This window comes from Exiguobacterium sp. SH5S4, assembly GCF_004337045.1.
Taxonomy (GTDB): Bacteria; Bacillota; Bacilli; order Exiguobacteriales; family Exiguobacteriaceae; genus Exiguobacterium; species Exiguobacterium aurantiacum_A.
This window is the reverse complement of the sequence record NZ_SJUQ01000003.1, coordinates 78,435-98,765: the sequence shown is the minus strand read 5'-3', so window position 1 is coordinate 98,765 and position 20,331 is coordinate 78,435. Positions and strand designations below refer to the sequence as shown.

The window sequence follows — 20,331 nt, the reverse complement described above, 5'->3', positions numbered from 1 at the left end:
TTTCTCATAAAAAATAAAAGGCTGCCCCGAGGGACAGCCTAAACCCATCAACGCGTGAAGCGTTCGACGATTGCGTCGACGATGCGGCGTGACGCCTCCCCGTCCCCGTATGGGTTAGACGCTTTCGCCATGCTTTGGTGCGCCGCCGCGTCAGACAAGAGCTCGTCAGCGAGGCCGAAGATGACTTCTTCTTCAACGCCTGCGAGTTTGAGCGTTCCGGCTGCGACACCTTCTGGACGTTCCGTCGTGTCACGAAGGACAAGGACCGGTACGCCGAGTGATGGTGCTTCTTCTTGTACGCCACCTGAATCTGTCAAGATCAAGTGTGAGCGTGATGCGAAGTTATGGAAATCGAACACGTCGAGCGGCTCGATCAAATGGACGCGGTCGAGATCGTTTAAAATCTCACCGGCCAGTTCACGAACGATCGGGTTCATATGGACCGGATAGACGACTTCGATATCGTCATATTTTTCAATCAAGCGACGGACAGCACGGAACATATTGCGCATCGGTTCACCGAGGTTCTCCCGACGATGTGCCGTCAACAAGACGAGGCGCTTGCCTTGTGATGTGATTGAGTTCAACAGTTCATTGTCGTACCCGTCTTGAACGGTCGTCTTCAACGCATCGATTGCCGTGTTGCCTGTGACGAAGATGTCTGCTTCTGTCTTGTTCTCACGAAGCAAGTTCTCAGCTGACGTCTCAGTCGGTGCGAAGTGTAGATCAGCCATGACGCCAGTCAATTGACGGTTCATCTCTTCCGGATATGGCGAGTACTTGTTGTACGTGCGTAGCCCTGCCTCGACATGACCGATGGCAATCTGATTGTAGAACGCCGCGAGTGACGCCGCGAACGTCGTCGTCGTGTCCCCATGGACGAGGACGATGTCCGGTTTCGCTTCCTTCATGACTTCATCGAGTCCGTGAAGGACGCGTGTCGTCACGTCGAAGAGCGTTTGATTCTTCTTCATGACGTCTAGGTCATAGTCTGGTGTGATTTTGAACAATTGCAAGACTTGGTCGAGCATCTCCCGATGTTGGGCTGTGACGACGACGATCGGTTCGATCCCTTCACGGTTTTTGAGCTCCAAAACGAGTGGAGCCATTTTGATGGCTTCGGGACGCGTGCCGAACACGGTCATAACTTTAATCATAGTGATTCTCCTTTTCGGGGGTGACGCGGCAAAATGATCGTCTCACCGATATCGTGCTGGTCGACGATCGTTGTGCGTTGCTCCATTTTTTGCTGTTTGAACTCCGATTGACGCTTCGAATCAAGCGTACGGAACCATTTCAAAAACTTCATGTACTCGTCGGCCACATCGTCGACGAGTCCGTACTCACGGATCTCACCGTATTCAAGCCAGATCGCCTGCGTACAAAACTGCCGAACTTGTGACACCGAGTGACTGATGAAGAAGATGGTCTTTCCTTCGTCTTTGAACTCGTTCATCTTGACGAGACAGCGGTCGGTGAACGTTTGGTCTCCGACCGAGAGCGCCTCATCGATGACGAGGATGTCAGGGTTGATATTGATCGAGATGGCGAAGCCGAGTCGTGCCTTCATTCCGCTCGAGTACGTCTTGACCGGTTGATCGATAAAGTCGCCAATATCGGCAAACTCGATAATTTCCGGGGTGATCGCTCTGATTTGATGCTTGTCCATGCCGAGCATGAGGCATTTCAGTTCGATGTTCTCCATCCCGGTCAAGTTTCCGTTCAGCCCAGACGAGATGGCGATGAGCGACGGTTTTCCGCGCAGCTCGATCTTGCCGTGCGTCGGCGGGATGACGTCCGACAAAAGGTTCGACATCGTCGATTTCCCCGAACCGTTAATCCCGAGAATCCCGACGACTTCCCCAGGCGGGACTTCGAACGTGACGTTACGGAGCGCATAAAATTGCTTCCCGTTCGCCCGGTTGAACAACACTTCTTTTAGCTTATCACTTTGTTTCCGGTACAACGTGTACCGTTTTGATACGTTTTCAAACTTTACTTGGTAGCTCATACGTCACCGCTCCTTAAATATAGTCAATGAAGTAGCGACGGAAACGAACGTGGATCGCCGAACCGATTAAGAATGTCACGAGCGTGAAGACCCAGAAGTAGAGGCCGTAGCTAAGATTTTGCATGAGCCAATCCGTTCCGAGGAACATCGATCGGTACCCTTCCACCAAGTAGTAGAGCGGGTTGATCATGAGAATCGTTTCAAGCGTTCCGGTCGGTTGCCAAAAGATAGGTAGTAAATAAAGCATCATCCGAATAATTTGTGACAGCAAATTTTGAAAGTCGCGGATAATCGTGGCCAGTGCCGACGTCAAAAGTGAGAACGCATAAAGGAACGCGAGCGCACTGAGAAGCAGGTACGGCAAGAACAGGATGTTCCAGCCTTCACTGATGCCAAACGCCATCATCAAGATGAACGCGATCACGACCATCGCTACGTGTCGGTATAGTTCCGACAAGATGACGTACGCCGGGATTGTGCTGATCGGGAAGCTCATCTTTGAGACGAGTGCAATCTTCGAAAAAACGGATCGAGAACCACTGACGATGGCCGGTCCAAAGAAGAACCATGGCACAATTCCGGAGACGAGCCATGGAAGGAACGGGACATCACCAACGTCTCGACCCGCACGAAGACCGAACCCGAAGACGAGCCAATAGATGCTGATTTGAATGATTGGCGTCAAGATTTCCCACAAGTATCCGAAGTACTGCATCGAATAGCGACTTTTCGTTTCATATAGAGAGAGTCTCACAATTAAATAGAGACTCTCCCATAATTCGATGAATACTTGCTTCGAGGCTTTGATCATAGTCGGCACACAGGTTAAGCCAACGTTACTTTTCCGTTGACGTATTTGTACAAGTTTCCGTAGTTTACAACCGCGAGGTCGCTGTCATCAGCCTTCACGATATTACGTGTATCAAAAATCATCGGGCGACGCATCGCTGCGTTCAACTCGTTGAAGTCGAGCGCTTTGAACTCGTTATGGTCAACGAGGACGAGGACGACGTCCGCATCTTTGACCGCTTCTTCTTTCGAGACGAGATCGAAGTGTTTCGACGATGAAACTTCGACGTGTGGATCGTGGACGGCGACGTTCATGCCTTGCTCGAGCATCATTTCGATGATCTCAACAGCTGGGCTTTCACGCATGTCATCAACGTTCCCTTTATACGTTACGCCGAACGCGGCGATTTTTGCATCTGTTTGACCTGACACAAGTTTTTGAACGTTTTCAACGACGTATGCCGGCATCGAGACGTTCGTGTCACGTGACAACTTGATGATTTTCGCGAGCTCTGGTTGTTTCGCGACGATGAAGTACGGGTCGACCGCAAGACAGTGTCCACCGACACCTGGGCCTGGGCTGTGAAGATTGACACGCGGGTGTTTGTTCGCCATTTCGATCACGTCGAGGACGTTGATATCGAGGGCGTTACACACTTTCGCAAGTTCGTTCGCAAGTGCGATGTTGACGTCACGGAACGTGTTTTCCATGAGTTTCGACATTTCAGCCGTCTTCGCATCTGTTTTAATAATCTCACCTTTTACGAACGTACCGTATACTTTAGCACCGGCTTCAGCACAGTCTGGCGTGATGCCGCCAACGATACGGTTGTTGTAAACGAGCTCATGCAGAATTTGTCCTGGGAGGACACGCTCTGGGCAATGCACGAGGAAGATGTCTTTGCCGACTGTGAAGCCTGCTGCTTCAACGAGGGGCTTGACGTGATCATCCATCGTACGTGGGGCAATCGTTGATTCAACAATGATGACGTTCCCTTTTTCAACGTAAGGAAGGACGCGTTTCGTCGCTTCAAGAACGTACGTGAGGTCACACGATTTATGTTCGTCATCGTTGTTCGGTGTTGGAACGGCGATGATGAATGCATCTGCCTTCTCCGGCTCGAGCGAGGCACGGAACTTGCCTTTAGCGACGACGTCTTTGACGACGTCTCCGAGGCCCGGTTCTTCGATGTGGATTTCACCACGGTTCAATTTATCGACAACTGACTGATGGATGTCTACGCCGAGCACATCGACACCGTATTGGGCGAAGACTGCAGACGTTGGGAGTCCAATATATCCTAATCCGATTGTACATACTTTCATAGTTGAGCTTACCTCCATAGATGTTAGTGACACTGGTCACTGAATATTGCTTAACATTTCACTTTATTTAAGAATTCATCAAAAATCAAACCCATTATACTCCTGATGTGAATTGAGAAGCAATTACATTTTAATGACAAAACGGGATTACGACGACGCAACCGCTCGCACGGTCGTACTAAGCACATATTCCGTGCTCAAGGCCGCCGCCCGAACATCTCCTAAACTATAACAAACTTCAGGCAATAATGACCAATTCGACACTGAAGTCATGTTAGCGAACGTCAGACGACGAAATACTTCCGGACTGACAGCTTCGGCAAGCTTACCTCGTGTGAACGGACTAAGCAAGTAAACTCGGAGAATCGTGTCGCCCGGATATTCCGAGACGAGTCGTTCGACGTTCTCGAGTTTTTCCCCGAGAACAAGTCCAACCGTTGCCGCGTGTTGGTTCAAGATGCTGTATGAAAAGTACGGCAGATCGCTCTCGACGACAAGTTGATGAATGGCCCCACGCTCCTCAGGATGATCTTTGAAGTATAGGCTCATCATCGATGTTTGGGCATCAATCTTGCGCTCGATGAAACGGCGCGATGCGTCGTTCGCGTTCATAAGCAAATCGCTAAGCGACTTGATGACGGCGAGGCGTTGTCGAATCGAGAACTCGCGGCTCAAACCTTGCCGAGATACTGAATTGTCTCTCACTTGGCGGAAATAGACGGCGTCCGTCCCGCTCGGCAACAGCGTGACGGCCGGTTGATAGGTCGAGAAGAGCGTCGAGAAATACACGACGTCTTCCCCGCTGCGAAGCGACGGCTCGTAACGGACTTGTTTCGCATACACCGCTGGGATGAGCTTGCAGGCGTTCAGCGTCAACAGCTGTGCCATTTGTTCGTACGACCAGTCACCTCCGGCGAGTCGCTCGAACTCACGATGGAGCGGCGAGACGAGTACGTTGCCCTCGGGATCGAAGTCTTGTATATCGGCGATGACGACCCGGTCCGGCAACGCCTCGTTTAATAGTCGTTCCAAGTAGGTCGGGCTGAACGTGTCGTCCTCGTCCAAGAACGTCACGTATTGACGCGTCACCGTCTCGAGTCCTCGATTTCGGGCGATGCTTACGTTCGCTTCGTCTTCAAGCAGACGATGCACGGTCACGTCACGGCCAAACTGCCGACTCGCCTCAAGCAACGTTTCGTTCTTGTCTCCATTGAAGACGAGCACCCATTCGATGAGCGAGGCGTCAAGCGTCTGGGCCTCGAGCGAGGCGAGACATGTCGCGAGCAGCTCTTCCGAGTCATGAGAGGCCACGATGACACTGATTCCCCGTTCGACCGGCTCGTCAAACCATGGCGGGAGTTTCACCGGTTCGAACGTTTGCTCGACGAATCGGTTCCACGCTTTCTTCTCGGCTACGATTTCAGCTAACAGCTCATCGTAGTGACTCATGATGGCTTGCCTTCCTGCTCGAGTTTCGTGACGAGTTTACCCGCGAACGGGATTGATTTCGCCCGATTGACCACGCCTTGCAAACGCTCAACTTGACTAGTCAACTCTTCGATTCGCTGCTTCTCCTTCATCGCTTCTTGTTTCCACTTGTCCGTATTCGCTTTCGCTTGGCGGATTTCGCGTTCAAGCTCTTTCATTTTTTGGACGGTGTTCTCTTTGCCGCGAATATGCTTCGCGCCTTCTTCAAGCACGTCTTGCTTCACCGTTTCGATTTGGTCTGTCAGTGCATGTAACTGTTCCCGCAAAAATGCGTTCTCACGTTCTACATATTCAACTTGTTGACGATCCATGACGATTTCCTCAGCTTTCTATGACCCACGACCCCATCCTCACTTGGACGGTGTGTTGATTGTTTTGGAATTTAATCGCTAACTTGACGAACTTGGCCTCGACTTCTTTCGGCAAACGGTGGCTTAGCGTGTTCACGCCGGGACGGAGCTCATGGCTGAACGCCGTCTTCTTCAAATTCTTTTTCGCGTCGTATTGCATGACGTATAGTTCGATCGGTGTCGTCTCGTCAGACACGAGTTCGATCGTTCCTTCGATGTTTATATAAGGGGCGCTACCGAGTGTCGCATCTTTTTGGAACTCTGTCGATGGCGGCGCACTGAAGCTCTGGTTGAACAATTGTACGTAGCCGTTCTCCCCGCCGAGCGGTTTGACTTCGATATGGGTGGCAAATCCTTGTTCACGCATGTTGAACAGTTCGGCGTTGAACGGGATGAAGTAGTGATAGATGAACGGCTTGATCGTGACGCTGCGCGGCTTGTGTGCCTCCGGAATCATCAACTCGACCGTCTCCGGTTCGATTTCCGAACCAGACAGGCGGGCCGACCAGTTTTTAGCCGTCCAGTCGTTCCAAAGTGAGACGTAGCCATGGTCTGGCGTCTCGCTCGGTTGGAAAGCCTCAGTCACGCCCGATTCGACACCGAGCAATTCATTCATTCGCTTCACTTGAGTTGATGCGGTCGCTTCAAGCATGAGCCGCCAGTTGAGCGGCGTCGGTACGACCGTCGGCAGCAGCGGTGCGTCACTCCAAGCGAACGTCTCCTTGACGAAGTGGAGCGGCTTCGTACCAAATAGCTCCTCAAGCGCAACTTTGACGAGATGACCTTGGCGGCGCAGTTCGTATGGCGCTTCGAGGATGTGACGCAAGACGTCGCGATCGAAGAGCGGTTGCAACAGCGTCATCTCACCCATGAACCCACGCCGTGCGTAAGCATGGAAATGTTCGATCTTCAAATGGAACCAGACCGCCTCGAGCCGGCCGTTCCAATCGCGTTCCGGTTCTGCGTCGAATAGGCGGTCGAGCATACCTTCAACTTGTTCGCGTTCCGCTTCACCAAATCCTTCGAATGCACGAATCGCCTTACGCGACAGTTGTTGCTTCGCTTCGTGCTCATCCATGTTGTCTTTCAAAAACACGTGTTTCCCATACAACCAATCCGTCCCGTGTTTCCCAACCTCGACATAGTCAAGGTCAACGGCTCTACCGGTCGGGATGCTCTCATAGGCAGTCAAGTTGCCGTCTGTCGCCTCGTAGGAAGCGGCGATCCGTTTAGAGAGCGACAACGCGAGTGTCGCCTCGGGGGCAGCCGTCTCGGCGAGCTCGATGTCGTCGAACAAGTCGCGTGCGACACGCGCCTCGTTCCCTCCCATGTCAGGTACGTGCAGCGTCACGTTTTTTCCGGCTTCGAGATAAAGTTTTGTGAGCAACACGTCGAGCGCTGACCCGGCAAACGGGATATTGACGGCTTGCATCGGTACGTTGACCGCGTTTCGAAGCGTCGTCATCCACGAGTCGACAAAATCGTCGCGGAGCTGTGGCGTACTTTGCGGAAGTTCGTCCCACGTGTCGATCAATATCGCTCCGTCACGCACCGTCAATCGTTCGCCCGCACCGAGACGTTTGATCCCTTCGAAGCGAGTGCCGTCCCCAAACACATGCCCAATGAGGCGCATCTGTGAGACGGCCTCTGCGCGAACGGCCGTTTTCCCGGCTAGCTGTGCCACTTCTTCAAGTGACGTCCCGACGACGATCGGACTTTCTGAATAGTAGACCGGGATCAAGTTATTGAACGGGACGGCGACGCTGAACTGTTCGTCTAACGTGAACGAGATGTTCATTCCGTTCGGTTCGTCTCGTGACTGATCGTACATACCGAGACGAACGTCGAGCGGCGTCTCCGAGACGATGTGTGTCAGACCGTCGCGGCGCTCGAAATCAAGCGTCTGACCAGTCGATTCATATATAAAATGGCTCATAGCGTATCTCCTCAAAATAATTTCAAAACAAGCAAACCCGGGATGACCGGGCTTGCTTTTAGTGTTTCCGATTCAATTCTATCAAAAGGAGCTGTTCAAGCTTCGGTGCGAGCGTCTCGATGGCGAAATGATGATGTGCGTAAGCCATATAGTCTTGTGTCGCCGCGAGTAGCTTGGCTGAATCATCGCGGAACGATCGGATGATGTCGACGCCGTCTAGCACGTTTTCCATCAGCACGTCGTCCGGATAAATCGTCTCGCTCCCCGTCCAATGGCGGATGATCGGGAACGTTCCCGACGTCATCGCCTCTGCTGGCGCAAGATGGAAGCTCTCGAGGTCGCTCGTCGATAAGATGAAGCCGATTTTCGTCAGCCATTCCGGAACATCATCACCGTGACCGTCGAAGACGACACTGTCCTTGAACGTCGGTTCCTCGAGTCGTTCGAGCAGACGATCGTAATAGGCGCGCTCGTCTTCCCGTTTATTGATCCAGTAAATCTCGTTCGGATGATGCCCTTTGATAAATAGCTTGTAGCGCGTGTCTTCCTTGCGGAGCGTTTCGAGCATGTCGAGCGCGAGATCAAGTCGTTTCAACTTCGGATTGACCCCGATCATACCGAGGTGGAACGTCAAATCGTCCAGCTGTTTCGGTTGGATGAGACGCGTCCCATCGACCGCGTTGTAAATCATCGTCATCTTATGACGCGGGATCCGGAACAAGCGGTACATCTCTTCGAGCATATACGGCGACACGAGGATGATCCGGTCGATGTTGTGAAGGTTGTACTCCCGTGGGAACGGCGTCTCTTTCTCTTGGCGGTGGATGCGCACGATCATCGTCTGGTGTGGCTTTTTATGGTGCGAATACCAGACGGCGTTACCGAGACCCCATTCACAGAAAATGATATCGGCCTGGTCTAAGCACGCCTTACTGTGATTCACGTCATGGATTTTGTGACCTTCCCACTCGTCAATCAAGACGTTGAAGCGCGGATGGCGCTCGAAGTAGTCCATGAACAGACGCAGGAATTTGAAATCGTGTCCGGCGAAGAGCAAGTTGATCTTCTTCATCCCCCACAGTTCATCGTGGAGACGTTTATACGTGTTCGTGAACGTGTAATATTGCGCCATCTCATAGAGGCGACTCGCCGCATCGCGATAGACACGTTCATCTGTGAGCGCGAGCTTCGCCTTCTCGATGAACTCGTCTTCCGAATTGACGAATAGCGGATAGTCCGCACCGAGGATGAGTTCGTGCATCGGGTTACGGTTCAACAGCACCGGTTTTCCGAGCGATCCGTACTCGAGCAGTTTCGTCGACAGTTCAAGACTCGCGTCGAGCTCCGGATGACGCCACGACACACCGATCGCACTCGAGTCGATCAACGTCTCGACATCGGCGCGTGGAATCCCTTTCAACCAATGGACGCCGTCATCCGCCTTCAAGCGGGCGAGTACGTCTCGTTTAAAGTTCGGGTTGTTCGGGTCTTGATTGAACTTGTCGCCGGCGACGTGGAGTTCGGCCGGGTAGTCGGCCCGAAGCTTCGCGAACGCGTCGAGAATCTCCGTCGAATACCACAGCGGGGCGAACTTGCCCGTATAGACGAGGCGATCGTTCGGTTTCGTGAACGTCGGCGTCTCGTCTTTCACGTTCGGGATCATCGGGTTCAAGATGAGGAACGGCCGGTCCGTCGGCAGGAACGATTCGAAATACGTCTTCATCGCCTCGGTCTGACAGAGCATGCGCGCCGAACGCGACGCGATCTGCTGCAAGCGGGCGAGTTCTTCTGCCGACGCCTGCGTATGGTCGTGTGTGAAGTCGGTGATATATGTCCACGTCTTCGCCATCGTCCGTTCATACTGTGACAAGTCGTAGGCAAGCTGGAAGCCACGGATGAATGACATGTCGTAGCCGCCTGCCGTCATCAACTCGTCAATCAGCCTGGCCGCTTCGTCGGCTTGGAGTACTCCGCGCTCGTAGTACGGCGCGTCTTGTCTGCCTGAATCTTTGGCGAACACATCGATGAAGCGGACGTTCGGCAACTCACGGATGCCGGCCGTCACTTCCGGTTTTGTGATCGAGCGCTTCAGCAGCACGTCGACTTGAATCGATGGGTCTTGGTTCAACATCGAGACGACGGACGTCAGCCAAATGGCCGATCCGTCGATCAAATTTAAATTGACATCCCCATAGACGAGGACGCGAAGTGGTGTCGTCATAATTGTACCTCCTGAGCGACCGCTTTTGGCATATCGCTCCCTGCTTTCACGTATTGATACGGGTCTGTACTGAAGATCCGTTCTCCGGACTGAGCGAGCTCTTTGAGCGTCTCGTCTTGTTTTAAGACATCGAGCGCTTCAAGGACGCTGTAGAAGCGGAGCACATCCGGCTTCATGATCGAGCGCGACGGGGTCGCGTCGAAGACGTAGCGGTACGTGCCGTCCGAGTCAATCTTCTCGAGTCCGTCTTTCCAGACGAAGTAATCTTCTTTCGTCAAGATGTTCGAGTCCGCGTAACGCGTCGCGAGCATGTAGTCCGACACGTACGCCGGTCCGTAATAGTCACTCGGACGGATGAACGCCATCCAGTCGAAGCCTTCAAGAATCTCAGACAAGGCGTTATATTGCGTCAAGTAACTGAGCATGAACGTCGAGATGTCCTCGGTGTTGTAAGCTTCATACAAGTCAAGATGCCCCTCGAACTTGTCGAGGAAGACGACGAGGTGTTTATGCTCGTAGTCTTGCGCGCGGAACGTCTCGACGGCGCGGTCCATCTCGTCGGCTGAGCGGACGAACGCGACGAGCGCGACTTCCGGGTGATCGACACGATAAGGCAGACCGATGTTGCCGACGACTTGGGCGAGACGTTGTGTGTACGTGTGGTACTTGAGCACGTGTCGCATGCCGCCCATGGCGACGTCTTCATAGAAGCTGTCGTCCGTGAGCAGTTTGCGGAACGTCTCTTCGAGCATCTCGTCGCCTTCGTCTAGGAAGACGTAATCCCCGAGCATCTGCTTGACGCCGACAGAGCGCGTACTGACGACCGGCGTCGCACAAGCGAGCCCTTCGAACACGCGGCGTGAGAACATCGTCGGTGAATCGTTCACCGAGTTGACGTTCAGCATGACTTTGAAGCCTTTATACGCTTTAGCGATTTGGTTGTACTTCAAGCTACCGCGGATGGATTTACGGAACTGCTCCGGGAATTGGAGTTGATCCGTCTCACCGCGTTGGTTCATTTCATAGTTCCGGTCATAGATGACAAGGCCATATTTATCAGCCGCCGCGAACAAGCGATCCATATCGATACGGCGCGATTCGTGACGGTTTGCGTAATACGAACCGGCGAACGAGGCGTACGGTTCACGTGTGCCCGGCAGACGGATCGGATTATGCTCTTTCGGCTGCGCCGCGAACGGCAAAGCACCGACCCGGTCATGTCCGCAGTCTTCTTTATAGTTATCGAGAATGTTCGCGTCCGTCGTGTAGACAAAGTCGAACCGTTTCGCCGTCTCGATGAAGCGGTCATAGTGAATCGGGTCTTCTTTATTCCAAAACACGGTCGGCACGTTGTTGACGCGGCACCAGTCAAGGAGCGCGTCGAGCTCTTCCCACGTGTTCGTGCCATATTTGACGATTTTCTTCTCCCACGTCTTGTCGTTCCCTTTCCAGGCCGATTCGACCATGAGGAAGTCCGGTTGACGGTCGGCGAGAACAGCCGGCCAATCGTCCGGCGAGAACGTGATCAGTTCACATTCAGGGCGATACGAGGCGGTCGTGAACTCATCAAAGATGGCTGCGACTTTCATCTCGTGAAGCTCGCGTGGTTTCGCTTCAAACAGACGGGCCTCGCGTGGGTCGATCCACTCCGGCACTTGCGTCCGGTCCGTGATGATCTCTTCGGTGACGCGAATGTTCGTGACGAGCGTTTCGCCAGTCCCGTCGACGCGGAGCGCGAAGCGCAGGTAGCGCACGTCTTTCCCGAACTCGAAAATCTTCTCGCTGCCGAGTTGTACTTGCTGCATCGATAACCGCTCAGTCAACGAATACGAGATGATGTAGAGGACGACACCGGTGTTCGCATCGAGTTCACCGTCGACCGTCACACGGTAACGATGGTTCGGTCGGACCGTATACGGTTTCTCTTTCGGGAGGACCGTGAAGCGGTTGTTCGTCTCCATATACGACACGTAGCGGCGCACGTCCGGCTCGACATCGAGGACGAGACGGAGACCAGACGGATCTTGTTTTAACTTGATTGATTCCGGTGTCGGGATCGTCCAGAACGTCGGGTCAAGGTCGAACGTCTCGGTACGGCGTACACTGTTCTCACGGATGACGCCGAGCTTCAAGTCCGAGAGTGTACCGTTGCCGTGGAAACGGACGAAATAACGAACCGAATCATGGCTCGGCGTAAGGCTCAAGACGTTACTGAAGCCGAGCGGGACCTCGATGAGCTGGTCGCGCTCACCGTGGGCATACGTCGCGACGAACAACGTCGCTTTCGCCAGCTCTTCGGCTTCTCCTTTTAAATAGAAACGATAGACGTAATCGTCCATATCGGCGAGCGAAAAATCGATACCGCGTTCGGTGTCGACGTGAGGGAGAGCCGTCTCGAGCACACCGTAGTGCTCGTATTGGTTCCCTTGCCCGCTGACACGAATGAGTCCGCCATCGATCTCAACGATTCGGCTAAGCGGCGAGATGAGTTCGAGCGAATCCACATCTAAAGGAATCATCGCGTCAAAGTCGGCGTCTGCCACCGCACTGCTCATTCCTTCGACGTTCCAAAGCGATTGTCCGTCAATCAGGAGCGATTGAATCAAGACCCGACCTTTTCCTTGCGTTTGAATCACAAAGCGTGTCTTCGTCTCACCGTCTACAAGCGAGACCGTCGTACGGACACCGTCTCCGACGCGAACGACACGCTTGCGTTCTTCATCGCTATAAATCATGACGAGCAACGTGACCTCGATGTCACCGCTCTTCTCAACGTTTAAACTCGCGTCAAACTCGCGGATTGACGGGTTGAGTTGAAACGAGTTCGCACCAGGTACCGCCCGAAACGACGAGGCGCGCTCACCGTATGATAAAAATTGTTTTTCAGCCATCGTAGAAACGAGCGCCGCACCGTCAACTTCATAGTTCGCAGACGTCCGAGCGTGCCAAGACGGGACGACTTCGACGAACTGTCTCGTCTGCACTTGCGTCTTCGTTCCTTTCATCAACCGACGGCCGATTCGTTTGCCGCGTTGCATGCCTAAATAGACACCACGCTTCACTTTTCGTTTCCAACTCATGGGGGGTTCCTCCAAATTCATAATGGCATCGTTTTCTCTTTAGCCGATGCCCTGTTATTTGAAACATCTCGTTTCGACACCCATTGATTATAGCAAACGCTCAATTCAAAAGGCAAAATCATCTGTTTGACAAAACGGAGACAAAAAAAGGACACCCAGTGGATGTCCTTTCGAAAATCATTATTTGACGTCTTTGATACGGTCTTCAACAGTTGGTGTGACTTCGCCTTGCTTCACGAGATAGTCACGCATGATCTCCCAGTCGATGAGACCAAGGTCGTTGACGCGTCCTTCTTCATAAGCCTTCTTGAACTCGAGGTAGTTGTCGCCACCCTTCGCTGCGAAGAAGTTTGTGGCAATCTTGTAAGTTGCTGCCGGGTCGATGTCGACATACGTCTCGCCTTGGAGCACTTGCGCCTTGACGACACGGCTGTTCGCCGGTTTCGAGCTATCGAACTCAAGCTTCATGCCAGACATGTGGAGGAAGCCGCCGCTCTCGATCGGATAGACGCTGACACTACGTTCAAGTGCCGCGAGCAACTCACTGCCTTGAAGCGTCATGACCGCGAGTGTGTTTCCGAATGGAAGCGTCGTGAGCACTTCGCCTGTCGTGATTGGGCCTGCATCGATTTTAGCACGAATACCGCCCGCGTTTTGAATCGCCGCGACGACTTGTGGGTCGGCTTGTTTCGCACGTTCGAGCATGCCGTCCGTGATCAAGTTACCAAGAGCCGTCTCATTTTTACGAACGCTCGGCTTCGTCACGTCACCTGCGTCACGCAAGTTTTCAAACTCGGCAGTCGCTGTCGCGCCGATTTCAGCGTTCTTGATGCCGTCGATTTCAGCCGCGAACGGTGCGAGGAGTCGGGCTGCGCCTGGGTCTGGTGCATACGTCTTCACATCGATGAGCTTACCGGCTTGTGAGACGACTTTTCCGTCTTTATCGAAGACGAGGTCGAGCGTACCGAGGAAGTCACCGTATTGATACGCTTGGACGACGACGGTCGAGTTACCACCTTCTGTGATGACGACCGGTGCGTCAAGACGTGAGTGTGAGTGACCGCCGATGATGACATCGATGCCGTCGACGTTTTTCACGAGTTCGAGGTCGTTGTCGATTGCCGGGTTGTCGTCGTAACCGAGGTGCGAGACAGCGACGATTTGGTCGACGCCCATGTCTTCGAACGCTTTGACGGCTTTTTTCGCTTCGTCGATATAGTTTTGGAATTGAATCGGTCCTGGGCTCGCAATGTTCGCCGTGTCTTCCGTCGTCAAACCGAAGAATCCGACTTTCTTACCGTCGACTTCTTGGATGATCCCTTCATACAAGCGACCGTTGTAAGGCTTCATCGCGATCTCATCACGGAAGAGCGACTTCACGTATTGATCGTTCGAGTAGTCGACGTTCGAGCTGACGAACGGGAAGTTCGCGTAACGGACGAATTGTGCCAACTCTTTATGGCCTTGCTCTGTGCCGAGGTCGAACTCGTGGTTACCCGGTACCATCATGTCGTACTTCATATAGTTCATGAGCTTAAGATCGACTTGTCCTTTGAATTCGTTGAAGTAGAGCGAGCCTGAGAAGACGTCACCCGCGTCAACTAAGAGGCGGTTCGGGTTAGCGGCACGGAGTTCTTTGACTGCCGAAGCACGGTTCGCCGCAAAGTCGAGCGACGCATGCGTGTCGTTCGTATGCATGAACGAGAGTTCGAAACCTTTTACTTCGTAAGGAACGTCGAGCGTCACCGTGCGGCCTTTGTGCGTGTACGATGCCGTCGCCGTGAACTTCCCAATCTTGTCAGTCGATAAGTTCGTCCACTTCACCGGTTGGCGTAGAACGCGGTCGACGAATTGGATTTGGAGCGTGTTCAATTGCCCAGTCAACTTCTCGCCGTGCTTGAACGTCCACTCACCCTTCGGTGCGATGATCGCTTTCGGATAGTTGATGACGCGCACTTTCTTCTCGAAGTGTTGGTTCTTCCACTTGATGTAGCCTTTTACCGTTTGATATGTACCGAGTTTGTCCATGTTGACTGTCGATTTGTACCAATAGATCTTGTTGCCTTGGTATGTCTTATCGAGCGCTGCGTCAAGATCCCCGTTCTCAACGAAAGCCGCCTTCAATTTGAACGTTTTTTTCGCCGGGGCTGCCTCTGTCACGACCGCCGGGGCGATCACCGATGCCGTGAGCGTCGCCGCGAGCATCCCTTGATAAAACTTGCGTGTCTTCGAATTCAACATGCACTGTTCCTCCTCTATTATGTATAAGTCGACCGAACCGAAGTCATAACCGCCATTTCGTCGCCACTGCCAGATGTCTGACCTCAAGCCAATGGAAGCGATTACAAAACGCGTACAGACTTCACTTTTAAAGATACGCAATCTCATAAAATAACACAATTACTTTTCTGTAAATATTTCGTTATTTCTTTTGAATTTTGAAAAAAAGGACACCGATTGGCATCCTCTCGCTCATTCTGATATTTCAACTTCCTCAAGCTCCAACACCGGTCCTTCACCCTTCGGCATCTCAATCGTCCGCGAGCGTCCGTCCGAAAGAGAATACGTGACAACATAACTCGCATCATTCTCAACCACGTTCGAGAACGTAACGTTCGTCCCCGACTTCGACATGTGGAACAACGTGACGAACGATGTCCCTGCACCCGTTTTCGTCGAGACGACTTGGTGACGCGGCACCCACTCGAAGTCACGGTAGGCGATAAAGCTCGACTCTCGTTTCATCGCACCAGACGACGCGACCGGAAGCTGAACGACTTGGAGAGTGCGTCCCTCTTTGTCGCGGAACGTCATCTCACCAGTTTGTTCCGCGACCGGTTCTAACCCGACACCGAGGTGGAAACGTTGGGTGAACGAGGCACGCGAGTCCGACCGAATCGTATCGGCGACAATAACCGTGCCCGCTTGATCATGGGCGATACTGCGCGTATGGTGCATATCCTGCCCAATCAACTCGCTGTACCCAAGTGCTCGTTGTAACCCTTCCGTCTCCTCGACCGAGACGATCCCGCTCTTACCGATCGTACTCGGATGAAGCGTCAATTGCCGGGTGCCAGTGTTCACCGTGTTATGGGCGTTGACGTGCACCGCTGCATTTCTCTGCGGAAGCGTCGTGTACCCGAAGCGTCCCGTCTCGACGATGAAGTCACGGCCGTAGCCGTACAAGTCGATGCTCAAGTCGTCTTGATGCTTGTGCGCCGTATTATGGAAGCCGGCCGTCATCATGAGGGAGATGGCATCAGCGAACGGCTCCTTCTCACCCCAATGTTCACGTAGAATCGCGTATTGGGTATGGAGCTGTTTCGTCCGTTCGAGCGGGCGTTCCCCTTCCTTCCCGCCACTGACCGCATACATGAGATGCGGATAATTGCGCAGCGTCGATATCATCGACATCGTCCGCGGCTCGCCTGTCGTGTCCCCAAACAGCGGCAGCGTCCGGTTCGGCTTGACGAGATGAGTCAGCGTCTCCGGCATCTGTCGGACGGCTTCGAGCCGTGGTGACGTCGTGAAGGCGTTCGCCTCGATCCAGCGATTGAAGCGGTACAGCATCTCATACGTGTACACTTGATAGCCCGGCGAATGCTCGAGATGGACGTTGTCCGGACTCAACGAGTGGTCGAGCTGCTCGGTCAGACGCAACGCGGCGAGGTCGCGCCACTCCGATGACCGTTCGAGTTCCGGGAACGTCTCGGCGATATCGGTAAGCGCCATGTCTTGGAAGATGCCGTGATTATGGCGCGGACGATAAAATGACGGCGTCGATAGGATGTCACCGTGTCCTTCGACCGTGCGCAACACGAGCGCGCTGAACGCCGGGTCGTTATTCAGACGCGACTTTTTAAATTGATTCCAAAAGTTGATCAAGTGGAACGTCCGGATGGCCGTCCCTTGCTGATGGTAGGCGTTCGGATAACGCTTATACTGCGCCGTCGGATACTGTTTGACCCACCCTTCGACGAGCTGTTTACCGTATGCCAAATACTTGGCGTCTTTCGTGTAATGGTACGCCATCGTCACTTGGTTCAAGACCATCCAGTACTGGGCCTGGAACATGAACGACGTCGAGTCGCCGACTCGAATGTCACGTTCCCAATCGAACGTCGCGATGTCCGGGACGGCTTGTCGACCCGGTGCTGCACCGAGACGCCAACTGCCTTTGAGCGCCGAGTCCGCTTGCGATACCGCCTGCGCCTCGGTCAAGAAACCATAATAGTATGGCACTCCGCGCTTCACCGAGTGCGCCGTATAGTTGTGGAGCAGACGGTCGTACTGACTGTCCGCGACGACCGCCTGCGTGAGGAGTGCCGTCTTGAGCGGGATGTCCCGTTTCAATCCGTATGTACGACGTCCATTGACCTCGACTTGATAGTACCCGCCCGAGACGCCGACGACGTCATAGCGCTTGTTCGGCGTGAGCAATGCGATCGGCCTCATCGACTTATCCGGCATGAGCCGATAGACGGTCGTGTCTTTCGCGACTTCTGTGAAGAAGGGACGCGCGCCGGCCTCGGCCCCGACAGACGTCGCCGCCATGACGAGCGCCGTCGTGAGAAGCGTCCCTTTCATTAATGTGTTCATCGAATACCCCATTTATCTTTTTTTACCATCATAACACGTACATAAGGAAACTTTTTCAAAATGAAGGGAACCATTTTTTATTTCCGTTTCCAAATAACTCATTTCCATCTTCTGACAAAAGGGTCTGTTTGCATATCCGGTCGTTGCTATACTGAAAGAAAATGCGTAAAGGAGTCCAGTCCCATGAAACGATTTATCATCTTCACCTTGATCGCTACACTCCTCATCGGCGTATTCCCGCCGGCCGTCTCGGCGAAGGCAACATATGTGACCGTGAAGCAAGTCGCCCTCAAGCAATCGGCGTCGACGAAAGCGAAGACGCTCGTCACCATACCGAAAGGCAAGGTCGTCACCCACTTGTCCGATAAAGGCAGCTGGTCGAACGTCCAATACGGCAAGCAGAAAGGCTACGTCGCCAAGCGCGACATCAAGAAGCAGACCGCCGCGCCGAAACCGGGGGCGGGCACGTTGCCGGCACCAAGTTATGCGTATACACAGTTCGCCTCTTACAAAGGCGGTTCGGTGATCAGCATTTATGGGAAAAGCTATAAAATCGACCCGCCGCTGCTGCCGTTCTTCAAAAAAAACATGGCCACCCTGCAGACAATCTTCGGACTGCCGATCATATCCGGAAATACCGTGACCGGCTATAAAGAGCTGAAATTTGATTTGCGCGGCCCTAAAGCTGCCCAGATTCAGATCGATGCCACGGCGGCGAGCCGCATCCACACGTTCGTCGTCCCGATTGACGCCTTCCCGAACCTGCCCGTCACGATCACGGCGGCCGCCCCGGTTCGCCAGCTCGCGACGTATGGCGCTAGACCGTATGAGAAAGGGTTTTACGGGGAAAGCGATTTGCGCTTGAACGGAACGTTCCGGCAAGTCGACTTGACAGGTCGCGCCACCCTCACCGGTAAAGCGACGATCGACCGCCTCGTCCTGCGGATGGGCGACCTATATCCGTCCGCCCACAGCTACACGGCCGACGTCCAAATCAATGGGACGATCACGCACCTAGAGAGCCTCTACCCGGACGCCCAAGTCACACTCGGAAAAACGACCGTCGTCCGTAACCTTAAAGGTGTGGACGCCAATCAGCTGCTCGACGGTCAATTCGGCCTCATCCGCGGGACAAGACCGCAAGCGACGCTCGTTCGCGGACGGTGGATGAATGACCCTGAGCGGCGAATCAGTTCTTGGACCGAGATGATGGCGAATCGAACCATCGATGACAAGACGCTACGTCAATGGTTCACGCAGCTCGGTTTAAAACACGTCACGGACGACGCCCTCCCCTCATACCGACTCGCATTCGAGACGAACGCGAAAGCGACCAACACACGCATCGAGATGGGGACGCTTGAGTCTTGGCAGCGGCTCATCCTCGACGTGAACGCCTCACTCGGCACAACGACGTATGATCACCCGTTCGTCTTGGCGAACGACAACGACATCCTCGTCCGTCACGATCGCCCGCTTCGTGATTTGAAGACCGACCGAACGGATCTTTATCAATACGAGTTGATCGGGCTCATCGGTCCAACGGGTCAGTTCGAACAGATTGCCTTCAAGCGGACGCATTCCAATCCGAAATTGCATCAGTTCGGCACCCTTGACAGTCAAATGATTCTTGAACCATACGAGGCACCCGGTCTGTACCGTCACGTGTCCATCCAAAACGGAAAGCGGCACATCGTCTCCGTCGAAGTCGCCGATGTCGACGGACGTCTCGGCATCGTCAAAGTGAACGGACAACCGTTGCATGCTTTTCAAAAGCCCGCACCAAAAGTCGAAGTCAAACTGAGCAGCGGGTACATCTTCATCCGCTCGTCGGACCAGGCATGGCTACAACACGCTCAACAGTTCAAGACAGGCGGGACTTATGATGAACCGACCCAACTCGCGGTGGGCAACGTGTCGGATGCCGGCGATTGGAACAAAGGGACATACCTCGCGGCCGGCAGTTACGGATTGAGCAAAGGAAAATCGATTCGGATTCAAGCGTATGGCTACAAGGATGTACTCGTCAGAATCCCTTAATATCTATGTTTTTGAAACGTAATTTCGTAAAACTATTCAATTCCTTGTATTTGGAATTCATAAAAGAGTAAACGTCAATTAATCCAAAATCACAACCTAAAAAAACAAAAAAAGAAGCGACAAATTATGGGTATTAATGTATACTGATGTGGAAGAAACTGATAGAAAGAGGTGCGGTCATGACAACTTTTCTCCCTTGTTCCGAGCGATTCACATATAAACGAAATTTACAGCGGCTCGCGGAGATCGATTTGCACCAGTCAGCCACATCTGAATTCTCGTTCACGCTGCGCGTCAGTAAGCAAGCGAAGCTAGCCGAGCCATTCCAACAAATCGATTCACTCGACTCGGCAGCGCTTTGGAAATGGTTCCCGAACGTCAAAGCCAAATACGATACGCAGCGCGACTGCCTCAAAGCGGCGACGTCTTGCCTGTCTGTCATGGTCATCAATTAATTTTTCAAACGAGGTGCTTCACGCGCCTCGTTTTTC

The 20,331-nt window shown here is 53.2% G+C and carries 13 protein-coding genes; 2 read left to right on the top strand and 11 right to left on the bottom strand.

Annotation, left to right across the window (positions count from 1 at the left end):
• Window positions 1–47: 47 nt before the first annotated feature.
• The 11 genes from wecB to EVJ32_RS02835 form a co-directional block, all read right to left on the bottom strand.
• Window positions 48–1,157: a non-hydrolyzing UDP-N-acetylglucosamine 2-epimerase gene (gene wecB / locus EVJ32_RS02885; protein ID WP_070328536.1), complete on the bottom strand. Its 1,110-nt coding sequence runs from the start codon at window positions 1,155–1,157 to the stop codon at window positions 48–50.
• Window positions 1,154–2,011, bottom strand: coding sequence for a teichoic acids export ABC transporter ATP-binding subunit TagH (gene tagH / locus EVJ32_RS02880; RefSeq protein WP_131438859.1), 858 nt, complete (start codon window positions 2,009–2,011; stop codon window positions 1,154–1,156). The genes wecB and tagH overlap by 4 nt, the downstream gene beginning before the upstream one ends.
• A gap of 13 nt (window positions 2,012–2,024) precedes the next feature.
• Window positions 2,025–2,822, bottom strand: a complete 798-nt coding sequence (locus EVJ32_RS02875) for an ABC transporter permease (RefSeq protein ID WP_131456484.1) — start codon at window positions 2,820–2,822, stop codon at window positions 2,025–2,027.
• Window positions 2,823–2,836: 14 nt separating this feature from the next.
• Window positions 2,837–4,126 (bottom strand): nucleotide sugar dehydrogenase, encoded by a 1,290-nt coding sequence (locus tag EVJ32_RS02870; RefSeq protein WP_131456482.1) that lies wholly within the window; start codon window positions 4,124–4,126, stop codon window positions 2,837–2,839.
• Between the two features lie 147 nt (window positions 4,127–4,273).
• Complete coding sequence (locus EVJ32_RS02865; RefSeq protein ID WP_131456480.1) at window positions 4,274–5,575, bottom strand: glycosyltransferase; 1,302 nt, start codon at window positions 5,573–5,575, stop codon at window positions 4,274–4,276.
• The gene (locus EVJ32_RS02860; RefSeq protein WP_131456479.1) at window positions 5,572–5,925 is read right to left on the bottom strand and encodes a hypothetical protein; all 354 of its coding nucleotides are present in this window, start codon (window positions 5,923–5,925) and stop codon (window positions 5,572–5,574) included. The genes EVJ32_RS02865 and EVJ32_RS02860 overlap by 4 nt, the downstream gene beginning before the upstream one ends.
• Before the next feature lie 10 nt (window positions 5,926–5,935).
• Window positions 5,936–7,900 (bottom strand): hypothetical protein, encoded by a 1,965-nt coding sequence (locus EVJ32_RS02855; RefSeq protein WP_131456478.1) that lies wholly within the window; start codon window positions 7,898–7,900, stop codon window positions 5,936–5,938.
• A gap of 58 nt (window positions 7,901–7,958) precedes the next feature.
• The gene (locus tag EVJ32_RS02850) at window positions 7,959–10,121 is read right to left on the bottom strand and encodes a glycosyltransferase (RefSeq protein WP_131456477.1); all 2,163 of its coding nucleotides are present in this window, start codon (window positions 10,119–10,121) and stop codon (window positions 7,959–7,961) included.
• Window positions 10,118–13,201 carry a CgeB family protein gene (locus EVJ32_RS02845; RefSeq protein ID WP_131456476.1) on the bottom strand — a complete coding sequence of 1,028 codons (3,084 nt, stop codon included), beginning with the start codon at window positions 13,199–13,201 and terminating at the stop codon, window positions 10,118–10,120. The genes EVJ32_RS02850 and EVJ32_RS02845 overlap by 4 nt, the downstream gene beginning before the upstream one ends.
• A 180-nt stretch (window positions 13,202–13,381) precedes the next feature.
• Window positions 13,382–15,442, bottom strand: a complete 2,061-nt coding sequence (locus EVJ32_RS02840) for a bifunctional metallophosphatase/5'-nucleotidase (protein ID WP_236639469.1) — start codon at window positions 15,440–15,442, stop codon at window positions 13,382–13,384.
• 231 nt (window positions 15,443–15,673) lie between these two features.
• Window positions 15,674–17,800, bottom strand: coding sequence for a heparinase II/III family protein (locus EVJ32_RS02835; RefSeq protein ID WP_161568766.1), 2,127 nt, complete (start codon window positions 17,798–17,800; stop codon window positions 15,674–15,676).
• A 183-nt stretch (window positions 17,801–17,983) separates the two neighbouring features.
• On the opposite strand from EVJ32_RS02835, the gene EVJ32_RS02830 reads away from it, so the two are divergent.
• Both EVJ32_RS02830 and EVJ32_RS02825 read left to right on the top strand, forming a co-directional pair.
• Entirely contained in the window at window positions 17,984–19,840 is a 1,857-nt protein-coding gene (locus EVJ32_RS02830) for an SH3 domain-containing protein (protein WP_131456474.1), read from the top strand.
• Between the two features lie 179 nt (window positions 19,841–20,019).
• Complete coding sequence (locus EVJ32_RS02825; RefSeq protein ID WP_070328525.1) at window positions 20,020–20,295, top strand: hypothetical protein; 276 nt, start codon at window positions 20,020–20,022, stop codon at window positions 20,293–20,295.
• The last annotated feature ends 36 nt before the right edge of the window (window positions 20,296–20,331 follow it).